This window comes from Cupriavidus pauculus, from assembly GCF_003854935.1.
GTDB classification, from domain to species: Bacteria; Pseudomonadota; Gammaproteobacteria; order Burkholderiales; family Burkholderiaceae; genus Cupriavidus; species Cupriavidus pauculus_C.
This window is the reverse complement of the sequence record NZ_CP033969.1, coordinates 3,120,270-3,145,754: the sequence shown is the minus strand read 5'-3', so window position 1 is coordinate 3,145,754 and position 25,485 is coordinate 3,120,270. Positions and strand designations below refer to the sequence as shown.

25 protein-coding genes and 2 tRNA genes are annotated in these 25,485 nt (G+C 64.9%); 17 read left to right on the top strand and 10 right to left on the bottom strand.

Features of this window, described 5'->3' with window-relative positions:
* Positions 1 to 84 precede the first annotated feature (84 nt).
* A complete protein-coding gene (locus tag EHF44_RS15850; protein WP_124684533.1) occupies positions 85 to 630 on the bottom strand; it encodes a PAS and helix-turn-helix domain-containing protein in 546 nt (181 codons plus the stop codon).
* 157 nt (positions 631 to 787) lie between these two features.
* Here EHF44_RS15850 and EHF44_RS15845 point away from each other — a divergent pair, with 157 nt between their 5' ends.
* Together EHF44_RS15845 and EHF44_RS15840 are read left to right on the top strand one after the other, a co-directional pair.
* Complete coding sequence (locus EHF44_RS15845) at positions 788 to 1,486, top strand: CoA transferase subunit A (RefSeq protein ID WP_124684532.1); 699 nt, start codon at positions 788 to 790, stop codon at positions 1,484 to 1,486.
* A gap of 11 nt (positions 1,487 to 1,497) precedes the next feature.
* Positions 1,498 to 2,136 (top strand): CoA transferase subunit B, encoded by a 639-nt coding sequence (locus EHF44_RS15840; protein WP_124684531.1) that lies wholly within the window; start codon positions 1,498 to 1,500, stop codon positions 2,134 to 2,136.
* A gap of 124 nt (positions 2,137 to 2,260) precedes the next feature.
* Here EHF44_RS15840 and EHF44_RS15835 read toward each other — a convergent pair whose 3' ends face one another.
* On the bottom strand, positions 2,261 to 2,758 hold the full coding sequence (locus EHF44_RS15835; protein ID WP_124684530.1) for a DUF411 domain-containing protein: 498 nt from the start codon (positions 2,756 to 2,758) through the stop codon (positions 2,261 to 2,263).
* 12 nt (positions 2,759 to 2,770) lie between these two features.
* The gene (locus EHF44_RS15830) at positions 2,771 to 3,547 is read right to left on the bottom strand and encodes a 3-hydroxybutyrate dehydrogenase (RefSeq protein WP_124684529.1); all 777 of its coding nucleotides are present in this window, start codon (positions 3,545 to 3,547) and stop codon (positions 2,771 to 2,773) included.
* A 189-nt stretch (positions 3,548 to 3,736) separates the two neighbouring features.
* On the opposite strand from EHF44_RS15830, the gene EHF44_RS15825 reads away from it, so the two are divergent.
* The 13 genes from EHF44_RS15825 (at position 3,737) to EHF44_RS15765 (ending at position 15,941) form a co-directional block, all read left to right on the top strand.
* A complete protein-coding gene (locus EHF44_RS15825) occupies positions 3,737 to 4,618 on the top strand; it encodes an alpha/beta fold hydrolase (protein ID WP_124684528.1) in 882 nt (293 codons plus the stop codon).
* Positions 4,619 to 4,647: 29 nt separating this feature from the next.
* Positions 4,648 to 5,010: a RidA family protein gene (locus tag EHF44_RS15820; protein ID WP_124684527.1), complete on the top strand. Its 363-nt coding sequence runs from the start codon at positions 4,648 to 4,650 to the stop codon at positions 5,008 to 5,010.
* Positions 5,011 to 5,026: 16 nt separating this feature from the next.
* A complete protein-coding gene (locus tag EHF44_RS15815; RefSeq protein WP_124684526.1) occupies positions 5,027 to 7,258 on the top strand; it encodes a RelA/SpoT family protein in 2,232 nt (743 codons plus the stop codon).
* Positions 7,259 to 7,279: 21 nt separating this feature from the next.
* Positions 7,280 to 7,356, top strand: a tRNA-Val gene (locus EHF44_RS15810).
* A gap of 350 nt (positions 7,357 to 7,706) precedes the next feature.
* The gene (gene thrS / locus EHF44_RS15805; RefSeq protein WP_124685136.1) at positions 7,707 to 9,614 is read left to right on the top strand and encodes a threonine--tRNA ligase; all 1,908 of its coding nucleotides are present in this window, start codon (positions 7,707 to 7,709) and stop codon (positions 9,612 to 9,614) included.
* Between the two features lie 47 nt (positions 9,615 to 9,661).
* Positions 9,662 to 10,183 (top strand): translation initiation factor IF-3, encoded by a 522-nt coding sequence (gene infC / locus EHF44_RS15800; protein WP_124684525.1) that lies wholly within the window; start codon positions 9,662 to 9,664, stop codon positions 10,181 to 10,183.
* A gap of 170 nt (positions 10,184 to 10,353) precedes the next feature.
* On the top strand, positions 10,354 to 10,551 hold the full coding sequence (rpmI, locus tag EHF44_RS15795; protein WP_006575466.1) for a 50S ribosomal protein L35: 198 nt from the start codon (positions 10,354 to 10,356) through the stop codon (positions 10,549 to 10,551).
* 28 nt (positions 10,552 to 10,579) lie between these two features.
* Positions 10,580 to 10,936: a 50S ribosomal protein L20 gene (rplT, locus tag EHF44_RS15790; RefSeq protein WP_008650487.1), complete on the top strand. Its 357-nt coding sequence runs from the start codon at positions 10,580 to 10,582 to the stop codon at positions 10,934 to 10,936.
* Between the two features lie 185 nt (positions 10,937 to 11,121).
* Complete coding sequence (gene pheS / locus EHF44_RS15785) at positions 11,122 to 12,147, top strand: phenylalanine--tRNA ligase subunit alpha (RefSeq protein WP_172966122.1); 1,026 nt, start codon at positions 11,122 to 11,124, stop codon at positions 12,145 to 12,147.
* Positions 12,148 to 12,219: 72 nt separating this feature from the next.
* Complete coding sequence (gene pheT / locus EHF44_RS15780; RefSeq protein ID WP_124684523.1) at positions 12,220 to 14,667, top strand: phenylalanine--tRNA ligase subunit beta; 2,448 nt, start codon at positions 12,220 to 12,222, stop codon at positions 14,665 to 14,667.
* A gap of 74 nt (positions 14,668 to 14,741) precedes the next feature.
* Entirely contained in the window at positions 14,742 to 15,158 is a 417-nt protein-coding gene (locus EHF44_RS15775) for an integration host factor subunit alpha (protein WP_124684522.1), read from the top strand.
* Between the two features lie 215 nt (positions 15,159 to 15,373).
* Positions 15,374 to 15,808: a MerR family transcriptional regulator gene (locus EHF44_RS15770; RefSeq protein ID WP_124684521.1), complete on the top strand. Its 435-nt coding sequence runs from the start codon at positions 15,374 to 15,376 to the stop codon at positions 15,806 to 15,808.
* A gap of 56 nt (positions 15,809 to 15,864) precedes the next feature.
* A tRNA-Pro gene (locus EHF44_RS15765) sits at positions 15,865 to 15,941 on the top strand.
* A gap of 72 nt (positions 15,942 to 16,013) precedes the next feature.
* Here the strand turns inward: EHF44_RS15765 and EHF44_RS15760 are convergent.
* A complete protein-coding gene (locus EHF44_RS15760) occupies positions 16,014 to 16,199 on the bottom strand; it encodes a hypothetical protein (protein ID WP_124684520.1) in 186 nt (61 codons plus the stop codon).
* Positions 16,200 to 16,712: 513 nt separating this feature from the next.
* Between EHF44_RS15760 and EHF44_RS15755 the strand changes: the two genes are divergently transcribed.
* Positions 16,713 to 17,486: a hypothetical protein gene (locus EHF44_RS15755; RefSeq protein ID WP_124684519.1), complete on the top strand. Its 774-nt coding sequence runs from the start codon at positions 16,713 to 16,715 to the stop codon at positions 17,484 to 17,486.
* Positions 17,487 to 17,525: 39 nt separating this feature from the next.
* A complete protein-coding gene (locus tag EHF44_RS15750; protein ID WP_124684518.1) occupies positions 17,526 to 17,786 on the top strand; it encodes a PAAR domain-containing protein in 261 nt (86 codons plus the stop codon).
* Positions 17,787 to 17,994: 208 nt separating this feature from the next.
* Here EHF44_RS15750 and tssE read toward each other — a convergent pair whose 3' ends face one another.
* From tssE to tssK, 6 genes are all read right to left on the bottom strand, one after another.
* Positions 17,995 to 18,423 (bottom strand): type VI secretion system baseplate subunit TssE, encoded by a 429-nt coding sequence (gene tssE, locus EHF44_RS15745; RefSeq protein ID WP_172966063.1) that lies wholly within the window; start codon positions 18,421 to 18,423, stop codon positions 17,995 to 17,997.
* A complete protein-coding gene (gene tssH / locus EHF44_RS15740) occupies positions 18,423 to 21,152 on the bottom strand; it encodes a type VI secretion system ATPase TssH (protein WP_124684517.1) in 2,730 nt (909 codons plus the stop codon). Before tssH ends, tssE begins: the two co-directional genes overlap by 1 nt.
* A 102-nt stretch (positions 21,153 to 21,254) precedes the next feature.
* On the bottom strand, positions 21,255 to 21,740 hold the full coding sequence (locus EHF44_RS15735) for an Hcp family type VI secretion system effector (RefSeq protein WP_124684516.1): 486 nt from the start codon (positions 21,738 to 21,740) through the stop codon (positions 21,255 to 21,257).
* A 13-nt stretch (positions 21,741 to 21,753) separates the two neighbouring features.
* Positions 21,754 to 23,469 carry an OmpA family protein gene (locus tag EHF44_RS15730; RefSeq protein WP_124684515.1) on the bottom strand — a complete coding sequence of 572 codons (1,716 nt, stop codon included), beginning with the start codon at positions 23,467 to 23,469 and terminating at the stop codon, positions 21,754 to 21,756.
* A gap of 7 nt (positions 23,470 to 23,476) precedes the next feature.
* The gene (locus EHF44_RS15725) at positions 23,477 to 24,127 is read right to left on the bottom strand and encodes a DotU/TssL family secretion system protein (RefSeq protein ID WP_124684514.1); all 651 of its coding nucleotides are present in this window, start codon (positions 24,125 to 24,127) and stop codon (positions 23,477 to 23,479) included.
* Entirely contained in the window at positions 24,124 to 25,470 is a 1,347-nt protein-coding gene (tssK, locus tag EHF44_RS15720; protein WP_124685134.1) for a type VI secretion system baseplate subunit TssK, read from the bottom strand. The genes EHF44_RS15725 and tssK overlap by 4 nt, the downstream gene beginning before the upstream one ends.
* Between the last annotated feature and the right edge of the window lie 15 nt (positions 25,471 to 25,485).

The following is a 25,485-nucleotide window of genomic DNA, read 5'->3' as shown; positions in this document are numbered from 1 at the left end:
GGAAAACAGCGCACAGGAAGAGGGCGCAGCGGCTGCCCGACGCCCCCAACAGCGCCACGTAATCCGTGGTGCACTTGGGCACCCTCAGTGGTTCACCAGCCGCTGCACGAGGTCCACGGATGTATGCGCGCCGTATTTCTTCATCAGCCGTGCCCGGTAGATATCCACGGTGCGCGGGCTGATCGACAGCAGTTTGCCGATCTGCTTGCTGGTCTTGCCTTCCACGAGCTGGGCGGCGATGTCGCGCTCGCGGGCGGTCAGTTCGGCGGTGACCGGGCGTTTCTGCGACAGGTCCTCGAAGGTCCAGATGCCGGCGCCGAGCGGGTCCTTGCGGTCCAGGGCGCGGCCGGTGACGTGGCACCAGAACAGCTCGCCGCCGGCGCGTTTCATGATCCGCTCGTCTGAATAGAGTCCTTTGGTGTTCATCACCGGCACGATCCGGGCGCCGGTGCGCTCGAACTCGTCGGCGGTGGGGTAGAGCACCTGGAACGACTGCCCGACCAGCGCCTCGCGCGTGGTGCCGAAGATCCGGCAGACTTCGTCGTTGCAGTCCTCGATCACGCGGGCGCGTGACAGCACCAGGCCGACCGGGGCGAGTTGGAAGGCGGTCTGGTAGTCGATGGCCGGCATTATCCCTTATGTACTTTTACGTAATGGCGTTGGCGGTATCCGTTGACGTATCCTTTGGGGCGTCAACGGCGGCGCCTGACCGCCGATTGTACCGTTACAATTTCCGCGTGTGGCCAACCGGCCGCAGTCGAGCGGGACTACCGAGGAAGGAGCGAACATGAACAAGGTCTACGCCAGCGCCGCGGAGGCGCTTGCGGGCGTCGTCCGCGACGGCCAGACGATCGCCGTGGGCGGTTTCGGCCTGTGCGGCATCCCCGAAGCGCTGATCGCCGCCCTGCGCGACAGCGGCGTCAAGCAGCTTACCTGCATCTCCAACAACGCTGGCGTCGACGGCTTCGGCCTGGGCCAGCTTCTGGCCACGCGCCAGATCCGCAAGATGATCTCGTCGTACGTGGGCGAGAACAAGGAGTTCGAGCGCCAGTACCTGGCCGGCGAACTGGAGCTGGAATTCACGCCGCAGGGCACGCTGGCCGAGAAGCTGCGTGCTGGCGGGTCGGGCATCCCGGCGTTCTACACCAAGACCGGTGTCGGCACGATCGTCGCCGAAGGCAAGGAAACGCACGAATTCGACGGCGAGACCTATGTGATGGAGCGCTCGCTGGTGTCCGACGTGGCCATTGTCAAGGCCCAGAAGGCCGACAAGGCCGGCAACCTGGTGTTCCGCCGCACCGCGCGCAACTTCAACCCGGTCTGCGCGATGTCCGGCAAGATCACGGTGGCCGAGGTGGAGGAGATTGTCGAGACCGGCGAGATCGACCCGGACGACGTGCACCTGCCCGGCATCTTCGTGCATCGCATCGTGCTGAACAAGAGCCCCGAAAAACGCATCGAACAGCGCACCGTGCGTGCCAAGTAAGGAGACAGATCATGGCATGGACACGTGACGAAATGGCCGCCCGCGCGGCCGCCGAGCTGCAGGACGGCTTCTATGTGAACCTGGGTATCGGCCTGCCGACGCTCGTCGCCAACCACGTGCCGCAGGGCATGGAGGTCTGGCTGCAGTCGGAAAACGGCCTGCTCGGCATCGGCCCGTTCCCGACCGAGGAAGAAGTGGACGCCGACATGATCAATGCCGGCAAGCAGACGGTGACGACGCTGCCGGGCTCGTCGATCTTCTCGTCGGCGGACTCGTTCGCGATGATCCGCGGCGGCAAGATCAACCTGGCCATCCTGGGCGCCATGCAGGTGAACCAGCGCGGCGACCTGGCCAACTGGATGATCCCGGGCAAGATGGTCAAGGGCATGGGCGGCGCGATGGACCTGGTGGCTGGCGTGGGCCGCGTGGTGGTGCTGATGGAACACACCGCCAAGAAGAAGGACGGCACCGAGGACCTGAAGATACTGAAGGAATGCAACCTGCCGCTGACCGGCGTGGGTGTGGTGAACCGCATCATCACCGACCTTGCCGTGATCGACATCACGCCGCAGGGCCTCAAGCTGGTGGAAACCGCGCCGGGCGTGACGCGCGAGGAAGTCCAGGCGAAGACCGAGGCCGAGCTGACCTAGGCGGGTGCCTGCCTGCATCCTCCGGTATGCCGCTCCCGCCCGGGAGAGGGCCGGAGGGTAGGGCAACAAGGATCACCGGCCGGTCATGTCCATGGCCGGCCGGAACGTTGAAGCCCTGACGGCCTCAGCTTTTCACTTTGTTGTAGCTCGCGAATACCGATGCGCCGCCGTCGGTCTTCACCAGCAGTACGTCGAACGGGTCCTTGCGGGGCCCGTACTCCATGCCCGGCGACCCTGCCGGCATGCCCGGCACCGCCAGCCCCGCCGCCTTGGGCCGGGCGGCCACCAGCTTGCGGATATCGCCGGCCGGCACGTGGCCTTCGATCCCGTATCCCTCGATGACGCCGGTATGGCAGGAGCCGAAGCGCTCCGGAATGCCGTATCTCGTGCGATAAATGCCGGTGTCTTCCACGTCGTGCGTGGCGACCGTGAAGCCGTTGTCGCGCAGATGCTTGACCCAGTCCTCGCAGCAGCCGCAGGTCGGGGTCTTGTAGACGTCGATCTTCAGCGGCTTGGGGCTGCCGGGGGCCTTGGCCGACTGTGCCAGGGCCGCCAGCGGCGACAGCAGCAGGGCGCCGGCGCCGATTCCGCGCAGCACGTCGCGCCGTGAGCGTGGTTGCATGATCATCCCTCCTTACTGCGCCACCCAGCCGCCGTCCATGTTCCAGATGGCGCCGCGCACCTGGCGGGCTGCCTCGCTGGACAGGAAAACGGCCAGCGCCCCAAGTTCCTCGGGCGTGACGAACTGGCCGGACGGCTGCTTTTCCAGCACCAGGTCGCGCTTGGCCTGTTCCACGGGAATGCCCTGCTGCTGCGCGCGGGCTTCCACCTGCTTCTGCACCAGCGGCGTCAGCACCCAGCCCGGGCAGATGGCGTTGGCGGTCACGCCGGTCTGGGCGGTTTCCAGCGCGGTCACCTTGGTGAAACCGACGATGCCATGCTTGGCTGCCACGTAGGCGGACTTGTTGGCGGACGCCACCAGCCCATGGGTCGACGCCACGTTGATGATGCGACCCCAGTTCTTGGCCTTCATCGACGGCAGGGCGAGACGGGTGGTGTGGAAGGCGGACGTGAGGTTGATGGCGATGATGGCGTCCCAGCGGTCGGCCGGGAATTCGTCGATCGGCGCCACGAACTGGATGCCGGCGTTGTTGACCAGGATGTCGACGCCGCCGAAGTCCTTTTCGGCGTAGCGCATCATGTCCTCGATCTCGGTCGCCTTGCTCATGTCGGCGCCGTGGTAGCCCACCTGGATGCCGCTGCCGGCGCGGGCGATTTCCGCCTTTGCGCCGTCGGCATCACCGAAGCCGTTGGCGATGACGTTGGCGCCCTGCGCGGCCAGTGCCTGCGCGATGCCGAGTCCGATACCGCTGGTCGAGCCCGTGACCAGTGCCGTCTTGCCTTTGAGCATGTAAGCCTCCGTCGGGAGAGTCAGGATGTGCTGTGGCATTGTACTCGCAGGGCGTACAATCCGGCTTTGGCCCGGCGCCCGATTCCGCATGGTTTTTGCGCGGTCCGGCGCCAATGCGTCATCGGCAGGCATTTTCTAAACACCCGCACGCCGCAGGGGATGCGGCGGCACCCAGCAGGGGAGTTCCAGATGTCATCCAGTCCGCGCCTCGGATTTGTCCAGTGCATCAGCCCGGGCGGCCTGCATCGCATGGCCTATCACGAGTGGGGCGACCCCGCGAACCCGCGCGTGCTGATGTGCGTGCACGGCCTGACCCGCACCGGCCGTGATTTCGACGCGCTGGCGCAGGCGATGGCTGGCGAGTACCGCGTGGTGTGTCCCGATGTGGTAGGCCGCGGGCGGTCGGAATGGCTGGCCGATCCGCGTCAGTACGTGGTGCCGCAGTACGTGGCCGACATGGTGACGCTGATCGCACGGCTGGGCGTGGAACAGGTGGACTGGTTCGGCACGTCGATGGGCGGGCTGATCGGCATGGGGCTGGGCGGGCTGCCCAAGTCGCCAGTGCGCAAGCTGCTGCTCAACGACGTCGGGCCGCGCATCACGGCGCAGGCGATCGAGCGGATCGGCGCCTACCTGGGCTTGCCGGTGCGCTTCAAGACGTTCGAGGAAGGGCTGGCCTACCTGCAGACCATCAGCGCGTCGTTCGGCCGGCACACGCCCGAGCAGTGGCGCGAGCTGAATGGCGCCATCCTCAAGCCCGTGCAGGGCGCCGAGGGGCTGGAGTGGGGCCTGCACTACGACCCGGCGCTGGCCGTGCCGTTCCGCGAGACGTCGCCCGAGGCGGTGCAGGCCGGCGAGGCCGGGCTGTGGCAGATGTTCCAGGCCGTGCCGGGGCCGACGCTGGTGGTGCGCGGCGCCCAGTCCGACCTGCTGCTGCGCGAGACCGTGGCCGAGATGGTCGCGCGCGGCATGCAGGTTTCGAGCGTGGAGATTGCCGACGTCGGCCACGCGCCAACGTTCATCGATCCGGCCCAGATTGCCATCGCCCGGGACTTCTTCCTGGGCACCTGAACCGTTTTTTTGTTGAGAACTATCCGAACATGAGCACCGATACCCTGAAGCGCGCCCACGTGGGCAAGCGCCTGTCCGAATACGCGGTCCACAACGGCGTGGTCTACCTGGCGGGGCAGGTACCCGAGGTCGATCCCAAGGCGGACCTGCGCGGCCAGACCCGCGAGGTGCTCGGCCATATCGACCGCCTGCTGGCGGAGGCCGGCAGCGACAAGACGCGCATCCTGATGTGCCAGATCTTCCTGACCGATGTCAGCCGCATCGGCGAGATGAACGAGGTCTGGGACGCCTGGGTGCCCCAGGGCAACACGCCGCCGCGCGCGACGGTGGAAGCAAAGCTGGCCAATCCCGACTACCTGATCGAAGTGGTGGTGACGGCCGCCCTCAACTGACGCCGGACGATGTGACATGGTGACGTCGACGGAGCTGACGGGCCAGACCGCGGGCATCCCCGATGCCGGACTCGTCGAGCGCGCACTGGCATTCGTGCGCGAGGTGGCGGACGGCGAGACGCCGGTGCTGCTGCCGACCGGTGAAAGCGTGCTGTCGCATGCCGAGGGCATGCTGCGCATCCTGGACGGCCTGCGCGTGGACGACGCCGCGCGCGCCGCGGCCTGCCTGTTCGCGGCGGCCGCCTTCGTGCCCGAGGCCGAGGCGCGGATCGAGGAAATCTTCGGCGAGGAGGTGGTGCGGCTGGTCAAGGGCGTGCGCCAGCTACTGCGGATCGGCGCCATCGCGGTGACGCAGGCCGATGTGTCGGAATCGTCGAAGTCGCAGGTGGCGGCCCGGCACGAGCAGGTGGAGGCGCTGCGCAAGATGCTGCTGGCCTTCGCGCAGGATATCCGCGTAGTGCTGGTGCGGCTAGCGTCGCGGCTGCAAACGCTGCGCTGGCTGGCGCAGACCAAGAACCCGCCGCTGCCCGGCGTGGCGCGCGAGACGCTGGACATCTACGCGCCGCTGGCCAACCGGCTGGGGATCTGGCAGATGAAGTGGGAGCTGGAAGACCTGGCGTTCCGCTTCGAGCAGCCCGATACCTACAAGCGCATCGCCAAGCTGCTGGACGAGAAGCGCATCGAGCGCGAGGGCTACATCGCCAGCGCCATCGCGCGGCTGCAGTCTGAGCTGGCGTCGGCCGGCATCCGCGCCGAGGTGAGCGGCCGGCCCAAGCATATCTACAGCATCTGGAAGAAGATGCGCGGCAAGGAGCTGGACTTTGCCGACCTGTACGACGTGCGCGCCTTCCGCGTGATCGTGGACGACATCAAGGACTGCTACACGGTGCTGGGCATCGTCCACCATATCTGGCAGCCGATTCCGCGCGAGTTCGACGACTATATTTCGCGGCCGAAGGCCAACGGCTACAAGTCTCTCCACACGGTGGTGATTGGCGACGACGGCCGCGCGTTCGAGGTGCAGATCCGGACGCAGGAGATGCATCACTTCGCCGAGTACGGCGTGGCGGCCCACTGGCGCTACAAGGAGGCCGGCGGCAAGGGCTACGCGGGCCAGTTCGCCGCCGACAACACCTACGACGAGAAGATCGCCTGGCTGCGGCAACTGCTGGCCTGGAAGGACGAGGCCGACCACACCGTCGCGCACGAGGACTCGCCGTGGGAGCAGCTCAAGCACGCGGCCATCGACGACCATATCTACGTGCTGACCCCGCAGGCGCGCGTGGTGGCGCTGCCGCAGGGCGCAACGCCGGTCGATTTCGCGTACTACCTGCACAGCGACCTGGGCCACCGGTGCCGCGGCGCCCGCGTGGACGGCGCCATGGTGCCGCTGAACACGCCGCTCAAGAACGGGCAGACCGTGGAGATCGTGGCGGTCAAGCAGGGCGGGCCGTCGCGCGACTGGCTCAACGCGGAGCTTGGCTACCTGGCGAGCAACCGGGCGCGGTCCAAGGTCCGGGCGTGGTTCAACGCGCTCGATTCGCAGGAAACGCTCGCGCAGGGTCGCGCGCTGATCGAAAAGACACTGCAGCGGGAGGGCAAGACAGCGGTCAACCTCGACGACCTGGCCACGCGGCTCAATTTCAAGTCGACCGACGATCTGTACGCGGCCGTTGCCAAGGAAGAATTCAGCCTGCGGCATGTGGAGCATGCGCTGCGCCACCCCGAGGGGGAGCCGCAGCCGGCGTTCAACGAGGAAGAGGCCGTCACCAAGAAGAGCCGGGCCACCAGCGTGGCGCGCGGCGCCAAGAGCGGTGTGCTGGTGGTGGGTGTGGACTCGCTGATGACGCAGATGTCCCGCTGCTGCAAGCCGGCGCCGCCCGACGAGATCGTCGGCTTCGTCACGCGCGGGCGCGGGGTGTCGATCCATCGGCGCAACTGCAACACGTTCCTGCAACTGTCGGCCCGCGCGCCCGAGCGCGTGATCCAGACGGAATGGGGCAAGCGCAGCGACGCCGTGTACCCGGTCGACATCCAGGTGGAGGCGGTGGACCGGCAGGGGCTGCTGCGGGACATTTCCGAAGTGCTGTCGCGCGAGAAGATCAACGTGACCGGCGTGAAAACGCTGTCGAACAAGGGGGTGGCGCGCATGCAGTTCACCGCCGAAGTGTCGGAGGCCACGCAGCTCCAGCGGGCGCTGGCGCTGATCGAGGATGTGCAGGGGGTGTTGCACGCGCGGCGCAAATAAGGTTATACTTCGCGCTTCGCTAGGCTCGTAGCTCAGCTGGTTAGAGCACCACCTTGACATGGTGGGGGTCGTTGGTTCGAGTCCAATCGAGCCTACCAACGAACATGCAATACAACGCCGGAAGCGCATCATGAACATGACAACTCGAACTACTACCGCTGGTTAGCGACAGTAGTCGAGGTGCGCCTTCGACCCGCAGCGGATGCGGGGAAACACGGAAAAACGCGGCCTTGGCCGCGTTTTTTTTCGTCTGTCGCCAGCCAGCATCCTGCTAAGCTGCCGCGTCGCCCAGTTCGGGCGGGTGCGGGACAGCCCCGCATCCATCGTTGCTGGTGCCATCCGATGCGTGTTTCGTCGCATCTGACGGGCCGGCGCCACAAAAGTTGCTATGCTCCGCTCGCCATGGCGCCCAGAAGCCGGCGCGGCGGAATCCACAAGAGGTGCAATGATGATCGCAATCACGCTGCCGGACGGTTCCCGTCGCGAGTACCCCGGCCCCGTCACGGTGGCAGAAGTGGCGCAGAGTATCGGCTCCGGCCTGGCCAAGGCCGCGCTGGCCGGCAAGGTCGACGGCCGGCTGGTCGATACGAGCTACACGATCGGCAGCGACGCGTCGCTGGCCATCGTCACGGACAAGGACGCCGACGGCGTCGACGTGATCCGCCATTCCACGGCCCACCTGCTGGCCTATGCCGTCAAGGAGCTGTTTCCCGACGCGCAGGTCACGATCGGCCCGGTCATCGACAACGGCTTCTACTACGACTTTTCCTACAAGCGGCCTTTCACGCCCGAGGACCTTGCCGCCATCGAGAAGAAGATGACGGAACTGGCCCGCAAGGACGAGAAGGTCACGCGCGAAGTGTGGAATCGCGACGAGGCCGTGGCGCTGTTCGAATCGATGGGCGAGAAGTACAAGGCCGAGATCATCGCCTCGATCCCGGCCGACCAGGAAATCGGCCTCTATCGTGAAGGCAACTTCGTCGACCTGTGCCGCGGCCCGCACGTGCCGTCAACGGGCAAGCTCAAGGTCTTCAAGCTGATGAAGGTGGCCGGCGCCTACTGGCGCGGCGACTCGAACAACGAGATGCTCCAGCGCATCTACGGCACCGCGTGGGCGAAGAAGGAAGACCAGGACGCCTATCTGACGATGCTGGAAGAGGCCGAGAAGCGCGACCATCGCCGCCTCGGCAAGACGCTGGACCTGTTCCACCTGCAGGAAGAAGCGCCCGGCATGGTGTTCTGGCACCCGAAGGGCTGGAGCGTCTGGCAGGCGGTGGAGCAGTACATGCGCGGCCGGCTGACGGAGGCGGGCTACCAGGAAGTCCGCACGCCGCAGGTGATGGATCGTTCTCTTTGGGAAAAGTCCGGCCATTGGGAGAACTACAAGGAAAACATGTTCGTCACGGAGTCGGAAAAGCGCGACTACGCGATCAAACCGATGAACTGCCCGGGCCATGTCCAGATCTTCAACCACGGCCTGCGCTCGTACCGCGACCTGCCGCTGCGCTTTGCCGAGTTTGGCTCCTGCCATCGCAACGAGCCGTCGGGCGCGCTGCACGGCCTGATGCGTGTGCGCGGATTTGTGCAGGATGATGCACACATCTTCTGCACGGAGGAGCAGATCGTCGAGGAAGCGAAGGCGTTCAACGAACTGGCGTTCTCGGTCTACGACGACTTCGGCTTCAAGGACGTGAAGGTCAAGCTGTCGCTGCGTCCCGAAAAGCGCGCCGGCTCCGATGCCATCTGGGATCATGCCGAGGACGGCCTGCGGCTGGCGCTGCGTGCCTGCGGGGTGGAGTGGGAAGAGCTGCCAGGCGAGGGCGCTTTCTACGGCCCGAAGGTTGAGTACCACATCAAGGATGCGATCGGCCGGTCGTGGCAATGCGGCACGCTGCAGCTTGACCTGGTGCTGCCGGAGCGGCTGGGTGCCGAGTACGTGGCGGACGACAACGGCCGCAAGCGTCCGGTGATGCTGCATCGGGCCATCCTGGGCTCGTTCGAGCGTTTCCTGGGCATCCTGCTGGAAAACCACGCGGGTGCGCTACCCGCCTGGCTGGCGCCGGAGCAGGTCGTGGTCATGAACATTGCCGAATCGCAGTCGGAATATGCCGAAAGCGTCGTGCAACTCTTGCAAAAACAAGGGTTTAGGGCCAAGGCGGATTTGCGTAACGAGAAAATTACGTATAAAATCCGCGAGCACTCGCTCCAGAAGATCCCTTACCTGCTAGTGGTAGGCGACAAGGAGCGGGACGCCAATCAAGTGGCCGTGCGTGCCCGTGGCAATGTGGATCTGGGTGTCATGCCCGTTTCCGCGTTTGTGGAACGTCTTCAGAACGACGTCTCCAGCAAAGCCTGAGGGTGTGAAGCACGGCTTGTTTTTTTGTCTTCTTGAGGTAACGGAACATCGCTACAGACAAAGGTCACCGTATCAACCGGGAGATCAGCGCGCCCGAACTGCGCCTGGTAGGGGTTGATAACGAGCAGCTCGGCATCGTCAAGTTCATGGACGCACTGCGCATGGCCGAGGACAAGGACTTGGATCTCGTGGAGATCGCGCCCAACGCGACTCCGCCCGTGGCCCGCATCATGGACTACGGCAAGTTCAAGTACGAGGAAGCCAAGCGCGCCCACGAGGCCAAGCTCAAGCAAAAGATCATCCAGGTCAAGGAAGTCAAATTCCGTCCTGGCACGGATGATGGCGACTACAACGTCAAGCTGCGCAACCTGAGGCGCTTTCTGGAAGATGGGGACAAGACCAAGATCACGCTGCGGTTCCGCGGCCGTGAGATGGCCCACCAGGAAATCGGCGCGCGCATGCTGGAGCGTCTGAAGTCGGATCTGGAGGAGTTGGGCCAGGTCGAGCAGATGCCCAAGATGGAAGGCCGCCAGATGGTGATGGTCCTGGCCCCCAAGAAGAAGAAGTAATTCCTGTGCGGGCGACGGCCGGGATGCCATGCGTATCCCGGCGCCGTCCTGCGCGGAAGCCGTGCGGGGCGCTCTTCGGGGCGCCGCGTACAAAAACAAGTGGATGCGGGTCTTGCAAGCGATGGCGTGAGCCATCCACCTGCATGCATGTCATAGAGCTGGAGTTTTTCATGCCTAAGATGAAGACCAAGAAAAGCGCCTCGAAGCGCTTTACGGCGCGCCCGAACGGTTCGTTCAAGCGCGGCCAGGCCTTCAAGCGTCACATCCTGACCAAGAAGACCACCAAGAACAAGCGTCAACTGCGCGGCACCCAGGACGTCCATGAGACGAACCTGAAGTCGGTTCGCGCGATGATGCCCTACGCATAACCCCAAACGATAACGAAAGGAGTTTTACATGCCTCGAGTCAAGCGTGGGGTCACTGCACGGGCCCGTCACAAGAAGGTTATCGACGCTGCCAAGGGTTACCGCGGCCGTCGCAATAATGTCTACCGTATCGCCAAGCAGGCGGTCATGCGTGCTGGCCAGTACGCGTACCGCGATCGTCGCAACAAGAAGCGCGTGTTCCGCGCCCTCTGGATTGCACGTATCAATGCCGCGACGCGTGAGCATGGCATGACCTACAGCGTGTTCATGAACGGCCTGAAGAAGGCTTCGATCGAACTGGACCGCAAGGTGCTGTCGGACATGGCCATCCATGACAAGCCTGCCTTTGCCGCCATCGTCAACCAGGTGAAAGCCACCGTTGCCTGATGCCGGCTGCGGGAGCGCGTGAGCGCTTCCGGGCAAGCACCGACCGCAAGGTCTGCTGAAACGGGGCTCCTCACCGAGCCCCGTTTTCATTTCGAATGCCGTGTCGACGCGCCACGTCCGAAACGGCATCCGAAATGTCCGCACCTGGTGCGACTTCCTTCCACGTACCATCCACCGTCATGTCCCTGGATCTGGATCAAATCGTCGCCGACGCACAGGCCGCCTTCGCTGCCGCCAACGACAACGCCACGCTGGAAAACGAAAAGGCCCGCTTCCTGGGCAAGACCGGCGCGTTGACCGAGCTGCTCAAGGGGCTCGGCAAGCTGGACCCCGAGGCGCGCAAGTCCGAAGGTGCCCGCATCAACCAGGTGAAGCAGCAGGTGGAAGCCGCGCTGCAGGCGCGCCGCCAGGCGCTGGCCGATGCGCTGATGAACGCCCGGCTGGCCGCGGAGGCCATCGACGTGACGCTGCCGGGCCGAGCCGTGTCGCGCGGCAGCATGCATCCGGTGATGCGCACGTGGGAGCGCGTGGAGCAGATCTTCGGCTCGATCGGCTTCGACGTGGCCGACGGCCCCGAGATCGAGACCGACTGGATGAACTTCACCGCGCTGAACAACCCGGACAACCATCCGGCACGTTCGATGCAGGACACGTTCTACATCGACGGGCGCGACAGCGACGACAAGCTCCTGCTGCTGCGCACGCATACCAGCCCGATGCAGGTGCGCTACGCACGCATGCACGTGCAGAAGTACGCCGGCAAGGCCATGCCCCCGATCAAGGTGATCTGCCCGGGCCGCACGTACCGCGTGGACAGCGACGCCACCCATTCGCCGATGTTCAACCAGGTGGAAGGGCTGTGGATTGGCGAGGACGTGAGCTTTGCCGACCTGAAGGGCGTCTACACCGACTTCCTGCGCAAGTTCTTCGAGCGCGACGACATTCAGGTGCGCTTCCGCCCGTCGTACTTCCCGTTCACCGAGCCGTCGGCCGAGATCGACATGGCGTTCGGCACCGGCAAGTGGCTGGAGATCTCCGGCTCGGGCCAGGTACACCCCAACGTGCTGCGCAACATGGGCCTGGACCCCGAGCGCTATATCGGCTTCGCGTTCGGCTCCGGCCTGGAGCGCCTGACGATGCTGCGCTACGGCATCAATGACCTGCGGCTGTTCTTCGAAGGCGACGTGCGCTTCCTGCGCCAGTTCGCCTGATCGCCCGGCACGCCCGCATACCGCACCGCATCGTCACAGACAACACCGCATACCTACCGGATCAGAAGCGCCATGCAATTCTCGGAATCCTGGCTTCGTACTTTCGCCAATCCTGAAAAGTTTTCCACCGATGCGCTGTCGCACGCGCTGACCATGGCCGGCCTTGAAGTGGAAGAGGTGGGCCCGGTCGCCCCGCCGTTCGACAAGATCGTGGTGGCCAGCGTGCTGGCCACCGAGCGCCATCCCAACGCCGACCGCCTGAATGTCTGCCAGGTGGACGCCGGCACTGGCGAGACCCTGCAGATCGTCTGCGGCGCGCCGAACGTGAAGCCCGGCATCAAGGTACCGTGCGCGCTGGTGGACGCCGTGCTGCCGCCGGGCGAAGACGGCGGCAAGCCGTTCGAGATCAAGGTGGGCAAGCTGCGTGGCGTGGATAGCTTCGGCATGCTGTGCTCGGCGCGCGAACTGAAGCTGTCGGAAGATCACGGCGGCCTGCTGGTACTGCCCGACGACGCGCCGGTGGGTCAGGACATCCGCCAGTACCTGGACCTGGACGACCAGGTCTTCACGATCAAGCTGACGCCGAACAAGGCCGACTGCCTGTCGATCCACGGCGTGGCCCGCGAGGTGTCGGCGCTGACCGGCGCCGCGCTGACGCTGCCCGACATGGCGCCCGTCGCGGTCACCATCGACGACAAGCTCCCGGTCAAAATCTCGGCGCCCGACCTGTGCGGCCGGTTCTCGGGCCGCGTCATCCGCGGCGTGAACGCCCGCGCCGCCACGCCGGCGTGGATGGTGCAACGCCTGGAGCGCTCGGGCCAGCGCAGCATTTCGGCACTGGTCGACATCTCGAATTTCGTGATGCTGGAGCTGGGCCGCCCGTCGCACGTGTTTGACCTCGACAAGATCCATGGCGGCCTGGACGTGCGCTGGGGCCGCAAGGGCGAGCAACTGAAGCTGCTGAACGGCAACACCGTCGATGTGGACGAGCAGGTCGGCGTGATCGCCGACGACAAGGAAATCGAAAGCCTGGCCGGCATCATGGGCGGCGACAGCACGGCCGTGACGCTGGACACGACGAACATCTATCTGGAGGCCGCGTTCTGGTGGCCGAACGCCATCCAGGGCCGCGCGCGCCGTTACAACTTCTCGACCGATGCCGCGCATCGCTTCGAGCGTGGCGTGGACTACGCGACGACCGTCGAGCATATCGAACGCATTACCTCGCTGATTCTCCAGATTTGCGGCGGCCAGGCCGGCCCGGTTGACGACCAGATCGTCAACCTGCCGCAGCGCGCGCCGGTAAAGCTGCGCGTCGCGCGTGCCGAGCGCGTGCTGGGTATCGAACTGTCGTCGACCGAAATTGCCGATGTGTTCCAGCGCCTGAACCTGCCTTTCACGCGGTCGGCCGGCGCCGACGGCGAGGTGTTCGAGGTGACGCCGCCGAGCTATCGCTTCGATATCGAGATCGAGGAAGACCTGATCGAGGAAGTGGCGCGCATTTATGGCTTCGAGCGCATCGTGGCACGCCCGCCGATCGCCGAGAGCGAGATGCGCCCGACCAACGAGGGCCGCCGCTCGCAGCACGTGGTGCGCCACGCGCTGGCCGCGCGCGACTTCAACGAAGTGATCAATTTCGCGTTCGTCGAGGCGCAGTGGGAGCGCGACTTTGCCGCCAATGACAACCCGATCCGCCTGCTGAATCCGATCGCCAGCCAGCTTGCCGTGATGCGGTCGACGCTGATCGGCGGCCTGGTCGACAAGGTGCGCTACAACCTCAACCGCAAGGCCGCGCGCGTGCGCCTGTTCGAGGTGGGCCGCGTGTTCCACCGTGACCCCGGCGTGACCGACGGCGGGTTGACCGTGGCGGGTTACCGGCAGCCGATGATGGCGGCCGGCATCGCCTACGGCCCGGCGTTCGAGGAGCAATGGGGCGTGGCGACGCGCCAGGTCGACTTCTTCGACATCAAGGGCGACGTCGAGGCGCTGTTCCATCCGCGTACGCCGCGCTTCGAGCCGGTGTCGCACCCGGCGCTGCACCCGGGCCGCGCCGCGCGGGTGATCGTCGATGGCAAGCCGGTTGGCGTGGTGGGCGAGATCCATCCGCGCTGGCTGCAGGAATACGAGCTGACCAACGCGCCGGTGGTGTTCGAGCTGGAACTGGATGCGCTGCGTGACGTGGGCCTGCCGGTGTACACCGAGATCTCGAAGTTCCCGGCGGCCGTGCGGGACCTGGCCGTCGTGGTCAAGCAGCAGGTGCGCGTGCAGGACATGATCGATGCCATGCGCGCGGCGCTGGACCAGGCCGGCTCGGGCCACTTCGTGCAGAGCCTGGTGCTGTTCGACGAGTTCCGCCCGAAGGCGGCATCGGCGTCCATCGGGGCGGATGAGAAAAGTCTTGCCTTCCGGATTACGTTGCAAGATACTGGGTCGACCCTCCAGGACGAGACAGTCGACAGTGCGGTACGTTGCATGATCGACGCGCTGACGGCGGGCTTCGCGGCCCGCCTGCGCGGTTGAGCAACCCCGCGGTAGGAGCGCCCGGGCACAGCTCCCGGGCCGATCGCCAGACGGATTGAAGAGAGCGATCAAGGATGAACGATCGAGACGCGATTTCCATGAATGCTGCAGACCTGGGCGAGGCAAGCGACCGGCATGCTGCCTCCTTCGACGATGCATCGCCGGAAGCCCGCGCCACGGAGGTGCCCACCCTGACAAAGGCAGAACTGGCAGAAATGCTGTTCGACCAGGTCGGGCTGAACAAGCGTGAATCGAAGGATATGGTCGAGGCCTTCTTCGACGTGATTCGCGAAGCCCTGGAGAAGGGCGATAGCGTGAAGCTCTCGGGCTTCGGCAACTTCCAGCTTCGCGACAAGGCGCAGCGCCCCGGTCGCAATCCCAAGACCGGTGAGATCATTCCCATTACCGCCCGCCGCGTGGTGACCTTCCACGCCAGCCAGAAACTCAAGAGCCTGGTCGAGGAACGGGCCGACCTCGCCGTCCCGACCTGACGCCGGATTCGTGGGGGCTGCGCCGGTCCGCCGACCGCCAGCCCGGGTGATTGGGCGCTGACCGCCCACCATCGTCGCAGCCAGTACACACCTGCAACGGTTTGCGCCATCCGTCGGATTGCCCGACGCGATGGCAATCTGTATCCTGCAATGCCGCGCGTGCGTCGCGCCAACCGCGTCTTGCCCTGCCGGGCTGACAACTGCTCCTCCTCTGCATGACGGAAAAATCCAGCGAGCGCGTCGCGCTGCCGCCGATTCCCGCGAAACGCTACTTCACAATTGGTGAGGTCAGCGAGCTTTGCGCCGTCAAGCCGCACGTGCTGCGCTACTGGGAGCAGGAATTCACCCAGCTCAAGCCCGTCAAGCGCCGCGGCAACCGCCGCTACTACCAGCACCACGAAGTCCTGCTGATCCGCCGCATCCGCGAACTGCTCTACGAGCAGGGCTTCACGATCAACGGCGCCCGCAACCGCCTCGACGAGGGCCGCCACCACGGCGCCAACCCGGCTGCGGAAACCGCCGACACAGCGTCCACGCTCAGCACGCCCCCGACCCCCGTGCTGTCCGTCGACCTCAACGCGCTCCGCACGGAACTGGTCGAAGTCCAGCACCTGCTGGCCCAGCTCAAGCAAGTGGCGGAACGCGAATAAATTCCGCTCAAACCACTAGCCATTGCCGATGGCTCTGATATAATTTCGTTCTTCTTCGGGGCGTAGCGCAGCCTGGTAGCGTACCTGCATGGGGTGCAGGTGGTCGGAGGTTCAAATCCTCTCGCCCCGACCAGAATAAAGCCCGCTAGATCAACGTCTAGCGGGCTTTTCATTTGTGCCGCACGGTAGCGCGCATCCTGTCTTATCAGACGATCCCTAATATCAAGCGGCCGGCAACTTTGGATGCATCGCCGCAACCGGCACTTCGCGCCTGCTTGACGTGCTCCACGGTGGTACAGCGATCGGCATGCGCTCTGGCTACCTGGACGGCCTCGATGTCGTGACCCGCGCGCTTCGCATCCGTCAGCGCCTTCTCCCGAACGTCTTTCACCACGTAGTCCTTGTCGCCCAGCTATGCGCGCTCCAGTGCGTCGCGCCAAGCCTCTCGGCAGGCGGCCGCCGTCTTCGGCTGGCCTTGGCGGTTCACCACCACATAGTCGTCGGCCGTCAGGGTGTGCACCTTGGACCCACTAGACCGCCAGGGCGTCACGGACAGCCACGAAGTGCGCGTGCGGGATGTAGACGTCCCCGCCCTCGGAAAGCTTTCCGACAAATTCCGATGACTTTTTCTATCAGAATCAAACGCCACTTATATCGAAATTTCCTGTCCATTTGAAACAGCAGGCACGAAGATCCTCGCGGATTTTTATCAGTGAAAAATCGCCGCGTATATAGGATTTATCCGATTCTTAGTTTTGTTTTATTTGCGTTGTTTGCGCGACGCTTGGACTGTTCTCAGTCGAACGAAAACAGCGTATCGTGCGGCGCGCAGGGATGTGGCCTCGTGTCGTAAGCGATGGCCTATGCGGAGATTTCGGTCACGCTGACAACGGAGCGACGAGCAATGGCTGGTGTGGTAGATGAACTGAAGGCATTGGGAGGCGGTTTGCTTAAGGCCGTAACTGGGCGTCAGGCCTATCGCCTTATAATTCTGCTGCAGATCTCTAATGCATTTGCGGGCGGGAAAATGCAGGAGGTTGGAAATCAGCCTGGGCAATCACAATTTGTAGATGGTCCGGGCGCCGTAATTTTTAATGTAGGGGGCTGTCGATTCTCAATGACGTTAGCCCGCGATGATCACGTGCGGTTCAATGATCCTGAGGCAATCTTCTACCATTCTAAAACTCGATGGAGCAAAAGCCGTCTCCCATACCTGGACCAGGCAAGAATGTCGGCTGGATATGATTGGTCGTTCAAAAAGAACTCAAATTTACGCGATCAATGGTTTGGCGTGATGTGCGACAGCATCGCAAATTTCGCGTGGAACGGCCCTAAGTCAAGTGACGAAGGAGATATTTCTCCTGAACTTTCTCAGATATTCGAGGCAAATTCAAGGAAGTGCCCTGCGAATCTTGTTGACGGAAGGTGGACGCTAACGGCCGATGAGGAGGACATCTTATTCAAAGAGATCAGTGGTCGCGATTGGAATGGCTTTGTTGCTGGATACATCAATATGAAGGATCAGCGGTCTCTGGAGTCGGTTAAATTTTGCGTGATTCACGACGAAAATGTCATTGTCGGGGCATCAGAAGATAGTTCTCCGCTGAATATTGATGCGAAATTTTTCGACAGAATTGTTGACTTGTTGTATACGGTTGATTTTATTGCGAATGATTAAAATCGACTGTTAGTTGTAAGATGGATTGTGACGAAGTCAATGAAATCCCCAATCCGAGTAGGCGATGACCTCGAAAACGGCGGTCGCGTCACGGGCGGCTCCTCAACCATGAACTTCATGGGCCACGCGCTTGCCCGCAAGGGTGATCCTGCGCTGTGCGTTAGACATGGCCCGACCGCGATTGCTGAAGGTGAGGATCGCTTCCCTGATCAGGGCGGGCAGCCAGTAGCGATGCACCATCATCGCTGCGAATGTGGCTGCCGCCTGATCTCGTCGCTACAGAATGTCCACATTGGTTAGCGCATGCCGGTGGATCTGACGCCGGTCGGCTTAGTCCGCCCTCCCAGTAGGCCACGCTTGGTGCCGTGGCTGGGTGTCTGGATCGCCTGAAACGTATTCGATGCCGCCGCAGCGCTGCTGCTGTGCCCGAGAGCGTGCCCGACCAGAATAAAGCCCGCTAGATCAACGTCTAGCGGGCTTTTCATTTTGGGCGACGTCCGTCGCCCGCCTACGGTTCCTGACCCGCCCGTAACAGCGTCAGCCTTGTCTTGCCATCCGGGGTGAAATGCGTGCCGAATCGTACGAGGCCGGCGCGGTGGAGGTGGCAGCTCATCGTGAAGCTGAGCAGCATGCCGGGCTCGGTGTCATCGATGGCGATGTCGATCGCTTTCAGGCGCGGTTCGTAGCGCAGCAGCGTGGTTTCGATCTCGCGTTGCAGCGTGTGCGCCGACGCGGGCAGGTGGCGGTAGATGCGCGACAGGTCGCCGAGTCCGTAGTCTGGCAGGTGGGCGAGGCTGCCGCGGCGGCTGTTGAGGATGCGCTGGATGTTGTCCTGCACGGACAGGAACGTCTGCGTGGCGGGGTCGAACGCGTCGACTGGCACGCCGTTCGCGAAGAAGCCCGTGACGGCTTCGAAGAGACCGGGTCCGCCGCGCATCAGTCTGCCTCCCGGGCGTCGTCGCAGTGGTCTTCGAACTGCACGCCGATGCCGTCTGCTTCCGCATACGACAGCGAGATCGAAGCCGGAAGCTGGCCGCTGCCCACGCGCGACAGCAGCTCGCGCGACAGCACCGGCAGCAGGCGTTGGTCCAGCAGGCTGTCGATATTGCGCGCGCCGGAGTCTGGTTGCAGGCAAGCCTGCACGAGCGCGTCGATCAGTGGGTCGTCGAACTTGAGCGGCACGCCGAAGCGCTGCTGGATTCGTGTCGCGAGCTTTCCAAGCTTCATGCGCATGATGGTTGCCATCGCCGCTGCCGAAAGCGGGCGGTAGACGATAGTCTGGAACCGTGCCAGCAACGCCGGCTGGAAGTGGGCGGCCAGTTTCGGGCGGATGGTGTCCAGCAGCAAGGTGAGGGCGGTTTCGTCGCAGGCGTCCGCGAGGGCATCGCTGGCGGCCATGATGGCGTCGCTGGCCAGATTCGACGTCATGAAGATGACCGTGTTGCGGAAATCGATGACCCGGCCTTCGCCATCGCGCATGAAGCCGCGGTCGAACACCTGGTAGAACAGGTTGAGCACGTCGCGGTGGGCCTTCTCGACCTCGTCGAGCAGGACGACGCTGTACGGCCGCTGCCGCACCGCTTCCGTCAGAATCCCGCCCTGTCCGTATCCGACGTAGCCCGGCGGGGACCCCTTGAGCTGCGATACCGTATGCGCCTCCTGGTACTCGGACAGGTTGATCGTGATCAGGGACCGTTCTCCGCCGAACATCAGGTCGGCCACCGCGCGCGCCGTCTCGGTCTTGCCCACGCCCGACGGTCCGACCAGCAGGAACACGCCCAGCGGCGCCTCGGCTGGCTTCAGTCCCGCCTTGGCGGCGCGCAAGCTGTGGCCCAGCGTCGCCAGCGCGCCATCCTGGCCGACCACGACATCGGCAAGGCGCGCTTCCAGTTCCAGCAACGTTGCGATCTCGTTCGACAGCAGGCTGTCCACCGGCACGCCGGTCCAGTCGGCGATGACCTGCGCGATCGCCATTTCGTCGACCTCGGCATGGATCAGTCCCGGTTGACCGGGCACCGACAACGTGGCGCGCGTGGCGGCGATGGCGGGTTCCAGGTCGCGCCGGATGGAATCGTCGTTGGCCGCCTGCCAGCGTTTGCGCAGGGTCAATAGGGTTTCGGTGGCATCCTTCTGGTCGGCGTAAGCCTGTTCGAGTCGCTGGTGTTCGGCGGCAAGGGCGGCAAGCCGATCCTCGATGCTGGCGAGCCGTTCCTTGTCATGGACGCCAATGGCTCCCTGGTCCTGCTGCAGGGCATGGCGTTCGACTTCCAGCGCCGCCCGTTCTGCCTCGCACATCTCGAAGGCGATGGGCCTGGCCTCCTGGCTCATGCGTACACGGGCTGCCGCCGTGTCGAGCAGGTCGACAGCCTTGTCGGGCAACTGACGGCCGGTCAGGTATCGCCGAGACAACCGGACCGCCGCCGCGACCCCGGCATCGGTAATGTGGACGTTGTGATGCTGGGCGTAGCGATCCTTGATCCCGCGCAGCATCAGGCAGGCGTTCGCGTCGTCGGGCTCGTCGACCTTTACCATCTGGAAGCGCCGTTCCAGCGCCGCGTCGCGCTCGAAGTACTGCTTGTACTCGGACCATGTCGTGGCCGCGATCGTGCGCAGTTCGCCGCGCGCGAGGGCCGGCTTGAGCAGGTTGGCGGCATCGGCACCGCCGGCCTGGTTGCCCGCGCCGATCAGCGTGTGGGCCTCGTCGATGAACAGCAGGATGGGCTTGGACGATTGCTGGACCGCCTCGATCACATGCTTCAGACGCTGCTCGAACTCGCCCTTGACGCCGGCGCCGGCCTGCAGCAGCCCGAGGTCCAGCGTCAGCACGCTGACGTCGCGGATCACGGCCGGGACGTCACCGTTGGCGATCTTCAGCGCCAGGCCCTCGACCAGCGCGGTCTTGCCCACGCCCGGTTCGCCGACCAGGATCGGATTGTTCTTGCGGCGGCGCGCCAGAATATCGATCATCTGCCGGATCTCGACATCGCGGCCGAGAACCGGGTCGATCTGGCCGTCGCGAGCCTTTTGGGTGATGTCGGTCGTAAACCTTTCGAGGGCGGCATTGTCGCCAGCGACCGGAGCCTCTGGCGAAGCTGACGCACGGGCGATGGCGTTCATGGCGTCGCTGGCGGCAGCGCCGGCGGCGTTCCGCCGACTCCGGGATGCGCGCCGGGTCGCGACCGGCGAGTCGTTTGTTTCGGATGAAATCTTGTCCAGCTCCGGCAGCAGCCGCTCGATTTGCGCCGCCGAGATACTGAGCAGTGGCCAGGCGTCGGGCGCGCGGAGCAGGGCGGGTGTATCGGCCAGCGCCGCCAGCAGATGGGCGGACCGGATCACGTCGCCGCCATCGCTCAACGACGCCTTGACCCACGCGGCCTCCAGCCATTGGCCAAGCCGGGCCGACAGCCCGGGCTTGCCCCGCAGCGCGTGCGGCAGCCGGTCGATGCTGCCCAGCAGCGCGTTCCAGATGCCATCGACGTCAAGCTCATAGCGTCGCAGGATGGCCAGGATGTCGCCGTCCCCGAGTTCCAGCAGCTTGATCAGCCAGTGTTCGACTTCGATATCCCGGTGCGCGCGTGTCTCGCATAGCCCGGCCGCGTCAGTCAGCGCGCGGGCGCAATGGTTGTTCAGGCGTCGCAGGTACGGCGAATAGTCTCGGGCGGTCATGGCGATTTGAGTTGGAGCAACCAGGCGTATCAGAAGCGCGCGGCCGGGGTGTCCCGGCCGCGGCGAGTGGGGGGCCGGCGCAGGGCGGCGGCCAGGCAAGGGTTACGAGCGCTCGTTCCAGCTATCGGCGTGGATGATGTTGCCGTCCTTGTACGACCACGTGATCTTCTCGTAGCGCAGCTCGACTTCTTCCAGGTGGTTGTGCTTCTCGTACGCCGGATTCTTGATGTCCAGCATCTTCGGCGTGACGCCGACCACCTTCACGTTGTCCAGCTTGGTGTTGAAGTACTCCTTCTCCTTGCCGGCGTCGTCGATCTTGTACCACTTGATCTCGATCGATTTCAGCGTCTGGCCGCTGGTGACCGCCTTGTACAGATAGGGCGTCGAGGCATCGGTCTCCTTGGTAAAGGTGATCGGCTTGTGCACCCGGGTGCCGGTCAGCTTGCCGGTGTTCGAGTCTGTCGGAATATTGACGGCATGGTCGAACGCCACGACCTCGACGCTGCCTTCGCGGCCCGAAACGGTGACCGAACCCTTGATGTCGGCACCGCCATCGTCCTTGATCCACATGTATGCGGGAATTGCCATGGACTAACTCCTTTCACTGGAATGAACAGGCCGGATGGCCCGAGGTTGCCTGAGCACCGCGACCTGTGTCGCGGCAATCTGGGACAAGCGTGATCTCGACGCGGCGATTGACGGCGCGCCCGGCGTCGGTAGTGTTCGAAGCTTTCGGGCGGGTGTCGCCATAGCCCTGGATCGCGAAGTGCGTGACGGGCAGTCCGGCCGCATCGGCCAGCCAGTCGCGTACCGACGTGGCGCGCGCCTCGGAAAGCTTCAGGTTGGTGGCGGCGTGTCCCGTCGAGTCGGTGTGTCCGGCTACCAGCACGCGCTTGTCCGGGTGGGCCTTGATCATGTCGAGAGCGGCGATCAGCACGCGGTTGGACCCTGGTTCAAGCACCGCACTGCCACTGCGGAACAGCGACAGGCTGTCCAGTTCGACCGTGGGTGGTGGCGGCGCGGGCGGCTGGTAGGAGGCGATCAGGCCATCCACCGGCTCGCGCAGCGCTTTGCCCCGGTAGAAGCCCAGCCCGAGCCGGGGCGGCACGCCGTTGCGTTGATAGCGCTCCAGCTCGTCCCGGTCGCGCTTGAGTGCCAGCAGGGCATCGCGGCGCGCCGCATCGTTGGCGGGGTCCAGAGCTTGAAAACGCGCCATGTCGCCGGTCACACGCGCCACCAAGTCCTGGTTGTGCCACGCGGAAGCTGCGGCGGCGGCGCAGAACGCCAGGGTCAGCCAGACGAAACCGTGGGCCAGCGCGTGGGGCAACACGCGCTGCACCGGTTGCAGGGCGAGACCCCGGAGCAGCGGGTCGGGCAGGGGATAGGGCGGGCGCCGGCCTTCACGGGTAGCCGGTGTCAGGCCGGTGATGCTGGCGATGTACCGCGCATAGTCCGCGTCCGGCGCCGGGGCGCCCGCGATTGCCGTCACCCCGAACGCCGCAAGCGGCAGCGGTCGGCTGGCGTTCGCTCGGTGCGGATCGTCATGCCGCAACGTCGGCGTCAGGACCGTATCGGCCCAACGCACCAGTGCATCGAGTCGCGCCGCGCGGTGCATGCGTCGCGGCCGATCGGCGGGCACGCTGATGCCAGCGTACTGGGATAGCCGGATCGCCAGCGTCTCGGCGATACCGCCGTCGACAGGTACATCGCCCGAGAAGCCGAACCAGGGGGAATCGTCCGGCGGGCCGTTAGCTTCCTCGGCGTAGACGGCTACGCACACCGGCAGGGAGTACCCGAGCGCGCGGCTGGCGGCGCCGACCGACGCCCGCCAGTTACGCAGCGACACCGTCAGCGTGGAGGCATCGCGCGCCGCGTCGGCTGCGACCAGGCAGGCCATGGCATCGGGCCCCTGCCCATTGCGCCAGCGTTTCAAGGCATCGGCGATGTGCGGCAGCCGACTCGGATCGTCCACGCGCACCCAGATCGCGGCGTCGGTGATCTTCACGAGTGCGTTGCCGAAGACAGACGACTGAACATCGCGCGTCATGCCGGCGGTGAGCACAAGCGGCGTGTTGCGGCGGATATCGCCAGGCAGCGTCTCCAGCGAGGCGTCGATCGCGCTCAGCACGGCCTGCGCGGCACGACGGCGCGCGCGCTGGCGCCGAGTGGCGAGGGCGATGGCTGCGATGGCGAGCGTCACCGTCACGCCAGCGATCATCAAGTTCCAGGCGGTGCTCCATGGCGAACTCAGCGCCAGCCAGGCCAGCGCGAGCGTCGCTATCCAGCCAAACTGCGTGCGGTAGGGGTAGCCGGTCACGAATGCCTCAGCCGGCCAGTTGCGCGATCGAAGCTGTCAGCCATCGATCCAGCAGAAAATAGACGGCCCCCGCGCCGGCCACGGCCAAGCCCACCCAAGCGATGGGGGGCATGTGGCGAACGCCGCGCGTCTTGCCGGCGGTGACGATAATGGGCCCTTCGTCCCAGCGAACGCCCGCCCGCACCAGACGTTCGTCGATGGCGCGCATCAGCGCCTCGCGGGCGCCGGCGCCTTCGAGCGCGAACTTGCCCTGGAAGCCAAGTCCCAGGACGGTGTGGAAGACCATCAGCAGCGGCACGACCGATTCAGGCTCGGTGAGCCGTCGCTCCATGCGCGCGATCAACTCCTCGCCGGCGTTATGGCTCTGGAACTCCTTGACCTGCAGCGGCTCGCGTTCCCACGCGCTACGGTGGGGCTCGTCCAGATTGCGCAGCGCCACTTCGTCGAACAACGCGCATTGTGCATAGATTGCGTCCTGGACGACTGGCGGTGGGTGGCCGGCTGCGGTCAACTCCTCGCGCAGCCGGTTGACGTGCGTCAGGCAGGTCGCGCGAAACGATTCGAAGGTGTCAGCCGGTCTGGCGGCATCGTTCAATTCGGTGACGGTCAGCGCGGTATCGCGTAGCGCCAGCGGGCAGGTCGGGGCAAGGGTGGTCATGCGGGCAACACGGCGAAGAGTTCGAGCGAGACGTCCGGGATCGATGCCGGCACATAGAACTGGCAGGCCCGCGCGTCGAGCATCCGTCGGAAGGCAGGATGGGAGCCGTCCAGCGCGAAGTACTGGTTCTCCAGGCGAACCGGGATGGCGGCGGGCAAGCGGGACAAGGTGCGCAGCGGGATGCCCGGCAGCGCCGAATTGACAATCTGTTCCACCTCGTCAGGTGCACCGGCCTTGCACAGCCGTGGCAATTGCTCCAGCAACGCGTGCGCGGGCAAGCCGGACTGGACGGAGAGGTAATACTCGGCGCCTTCGACAAGCCGTTCGTCCTGGATCGTGCCGACCCAGATGGTCGGCCGCGCCTGCTCCAGCGCAACAGGCACCACGCGGGACGGGATCACCGTGTCGAGCAGTGTCCGGACCAGCGACTCAAGTTCGGCAAAGACGGGTTCCGGAGTGTGGTGAGCGTAGGCCGGGATGGCTTGCAGCGTTTCTGTCGTAGAAAATGTAAGCAGCGCACCGGCCAGGCGGGCCAGCACGTGATAAAGGCGCTCCGGAGGCTGCTGGGGCGCTGCGCACAGCCGCGCCAGTTCGGGCCAGTGGCTGTTGACGCTGTGCAGGAGCCAGAACAGGGCGACGTCGGCCACGGCGAAGTCTGCGATCTGATCCGAGCGTTCGCGCCGGCGTACCGCCAGGCCGCGGCTTTTCGCGGATAGGATTTCGGCCAGGCGCTGCATGCGCTCGGTAAGGCGATCGCTGGCTGACAGGAAGAGACAGGGCGGCACGAACGTCGCGTCGAGCTCAAAGCGATGCTGCGGTGTGCGGACCAGTCGAAGAATCGGGCAGGTAACATAATCGCTGTGTGCCTCGAAATCAAAAAGCAGCGACAGCGCGTGGCGCTCGACGCTGATTTCCTCGTTGCCCTCGCCATGCAGATCGGCCACGGCAAGGTACTCGCGTACGAATCGGCGGGGCCGCGCGGGGCGTTCGCCGGCCTCGATGCAGTTGCCGCCCTGCGCGTCCATCAGCGGCAGCCCGATCAGCACCGTCACGCTGTCCAGGTGGGCCGGCACATCGCCAAGATCGCGCGCCGCCGGCGTCCAGTCGGCCGTTTCCGTATCGACCAGGGTGCCGTCGGGCAGCCGCGCCGTCACCGCGGCAAGGACGAGACGATGGATCGACAGCGCCTGCGTATCGGGCACCACACGCACCACGCCCCAGGGATCGGGGCAAGCAATGCGGGCGCCAAGCTCGTCGGCGTGGCGTTCCCAAAGGGCCTGTTGCTGGAAGTGCTGCGGGGTCATGAAAATGCCCTGTGCCCACAGCGGTCTCGATATCTTCATGGTGATCCAAAGCCG

Bases quoted from the DNA above. Each gene is read 5' to 3' on its own strand.
- EHF44_RS15850 (WP_124684533.1), bottom strand. From the start codon at position 630: ATGCCGGCCATCGACTACCAGACCGCCTTCCAACTCGCCCCGGTCGGC.
- tssH (WP_124684517.1), bottom strand. From the start codon at position 21,152: ATGACCGCCCGAGACTATTCGCCGTACCTGCGACGCCTGAACAACCAT.
- thrS (WP_124685136.1), top strand. From the start codon at position 7,707: ATGATCGCAATCACGCTGCCGGACGGTTCCCGTCGCGAGTACCCCGGC.
- EHF44_RS15825 (WP_124684528.1), top strand. From the start codon at position 3,737: ATGTCATCCAGTCCGCGCCTCGGATTTGTCCAGTGCATCAGCCCGGGC.
- EHF44_RS15815 (WP_124684526.1), top strand. From the start codon at position 5,027: ATGGTGACGTCGACGGAGCTGACGGGCCAGACCGCGGGCATCCCCGAT.
- EHF44_RS15750 (WP_124684518.1), top strand. From the start codon at position 17,526: ATGAAATCCCCAATCCGAGTAGGCGATGACCTCGAAAACGGCGGTCGC.
- EHF44_RS15725 (WP_124684514.1), bottom strand. From the start codon at position 24,127: ATGACCACCCTTGCCCCGACCTGCCCGCTGGCGCTACGCGATACCGCG.
- EHF44_RS15835 (WP_124684530.1), bottom strand. From the start codon at position 2,758: ATGCAACCACGCTCACGGCGCGACGTGCTGCGCGGAATCGGCGCCGGC.
- EHF44_RS15830 (WP_124684529.1), bottom strand. From the start codon at position 3,547: ATGCTCAAAGGCAAGACGGCACTGGTCACGGGCTCGACCAGCGGTATC.
- pheT (WP_124684523.1), top strand. From the start codon at position 12,220: ATGCAATTCTCGGAATCCTGGCTTCGTACTTTCGCCAATCCTGAAAAG.
- EHF44_RS15820 (WP_124684527.1), top strand. From the start codon at position 4,648: ATGAGCACCGATACCCTGAAGCGCGCCCACGTGGGCAAGCGCCTGTCC.
- tssE (WP_172966063.1), bottom strand. From the start codon at position 18,423: ATGCGCGGCGGACCCGGTCTCTTCGAAGCCGTCACGGGCTTCTTCGCG.
- rpmI (WP_006575466.1), top strand. From the start codon at position 10,354: ATGCCTAAGATGAAGACCAAGAAAAGCGCCTCGAAGCGCTTTACGGCG.
- tssK (WP_124685134.1), bottom strand. From the start codon at position 25,470: ATGAAGATATCGAGACCGCTGTGGGCACAGGGCATTTTCATGACCCCG.
- EHF44_RS15735 (WP_124684516.1), bottom strand. From the start codon at position 21,740: ATGGCAATTCCCGCATACATGTGGATCAAGGACGATGGCGGTGCCGAC.
- EHF44_RS15775 (WP_124684522.1), top strand. From the start codon at position 14,742: ATGAACGATCGAGACGCGATTTCCATGAATGCTGCAGACCTGGGCGAG.
- EHF44_RS15755 (WP_124684519.1), top strand. From the start codon at position 16,713: ATGGCTGGTGTGGTAGATGAACTGAAGGCATTGGGAGGCGGTTTGCTT.
- EHF44_RS15840 (WP_124684531.1), top strand. From the start codon at position 1,498: ATGGCATGGACACGTGACGAAATGGCCGCCCGCGCGGCCGCCGAGCTG.
- rplT (WP_008650487.1), top strand. From the start codon at position 10,580: ATGCCTCGAGTCAAGCGTGGGGTCACTGCACGGGCCCGTCACAAGAAG.
- EHF44_RS15845 (WP_124684532.1), top strand. From the start codon at position 788: ATGAACAAGGTCTACGCCAGCGCCGCGGAGGCGCTTGCGGGCGTCGTC.
- EHF44_RS15770 (WP_124684521.1), top strand. From the start codon at position 15,374: ATGACGGAAAAATCCAGCGAGCGCGTCGCGCTGCCGCCGATTCCCGCG.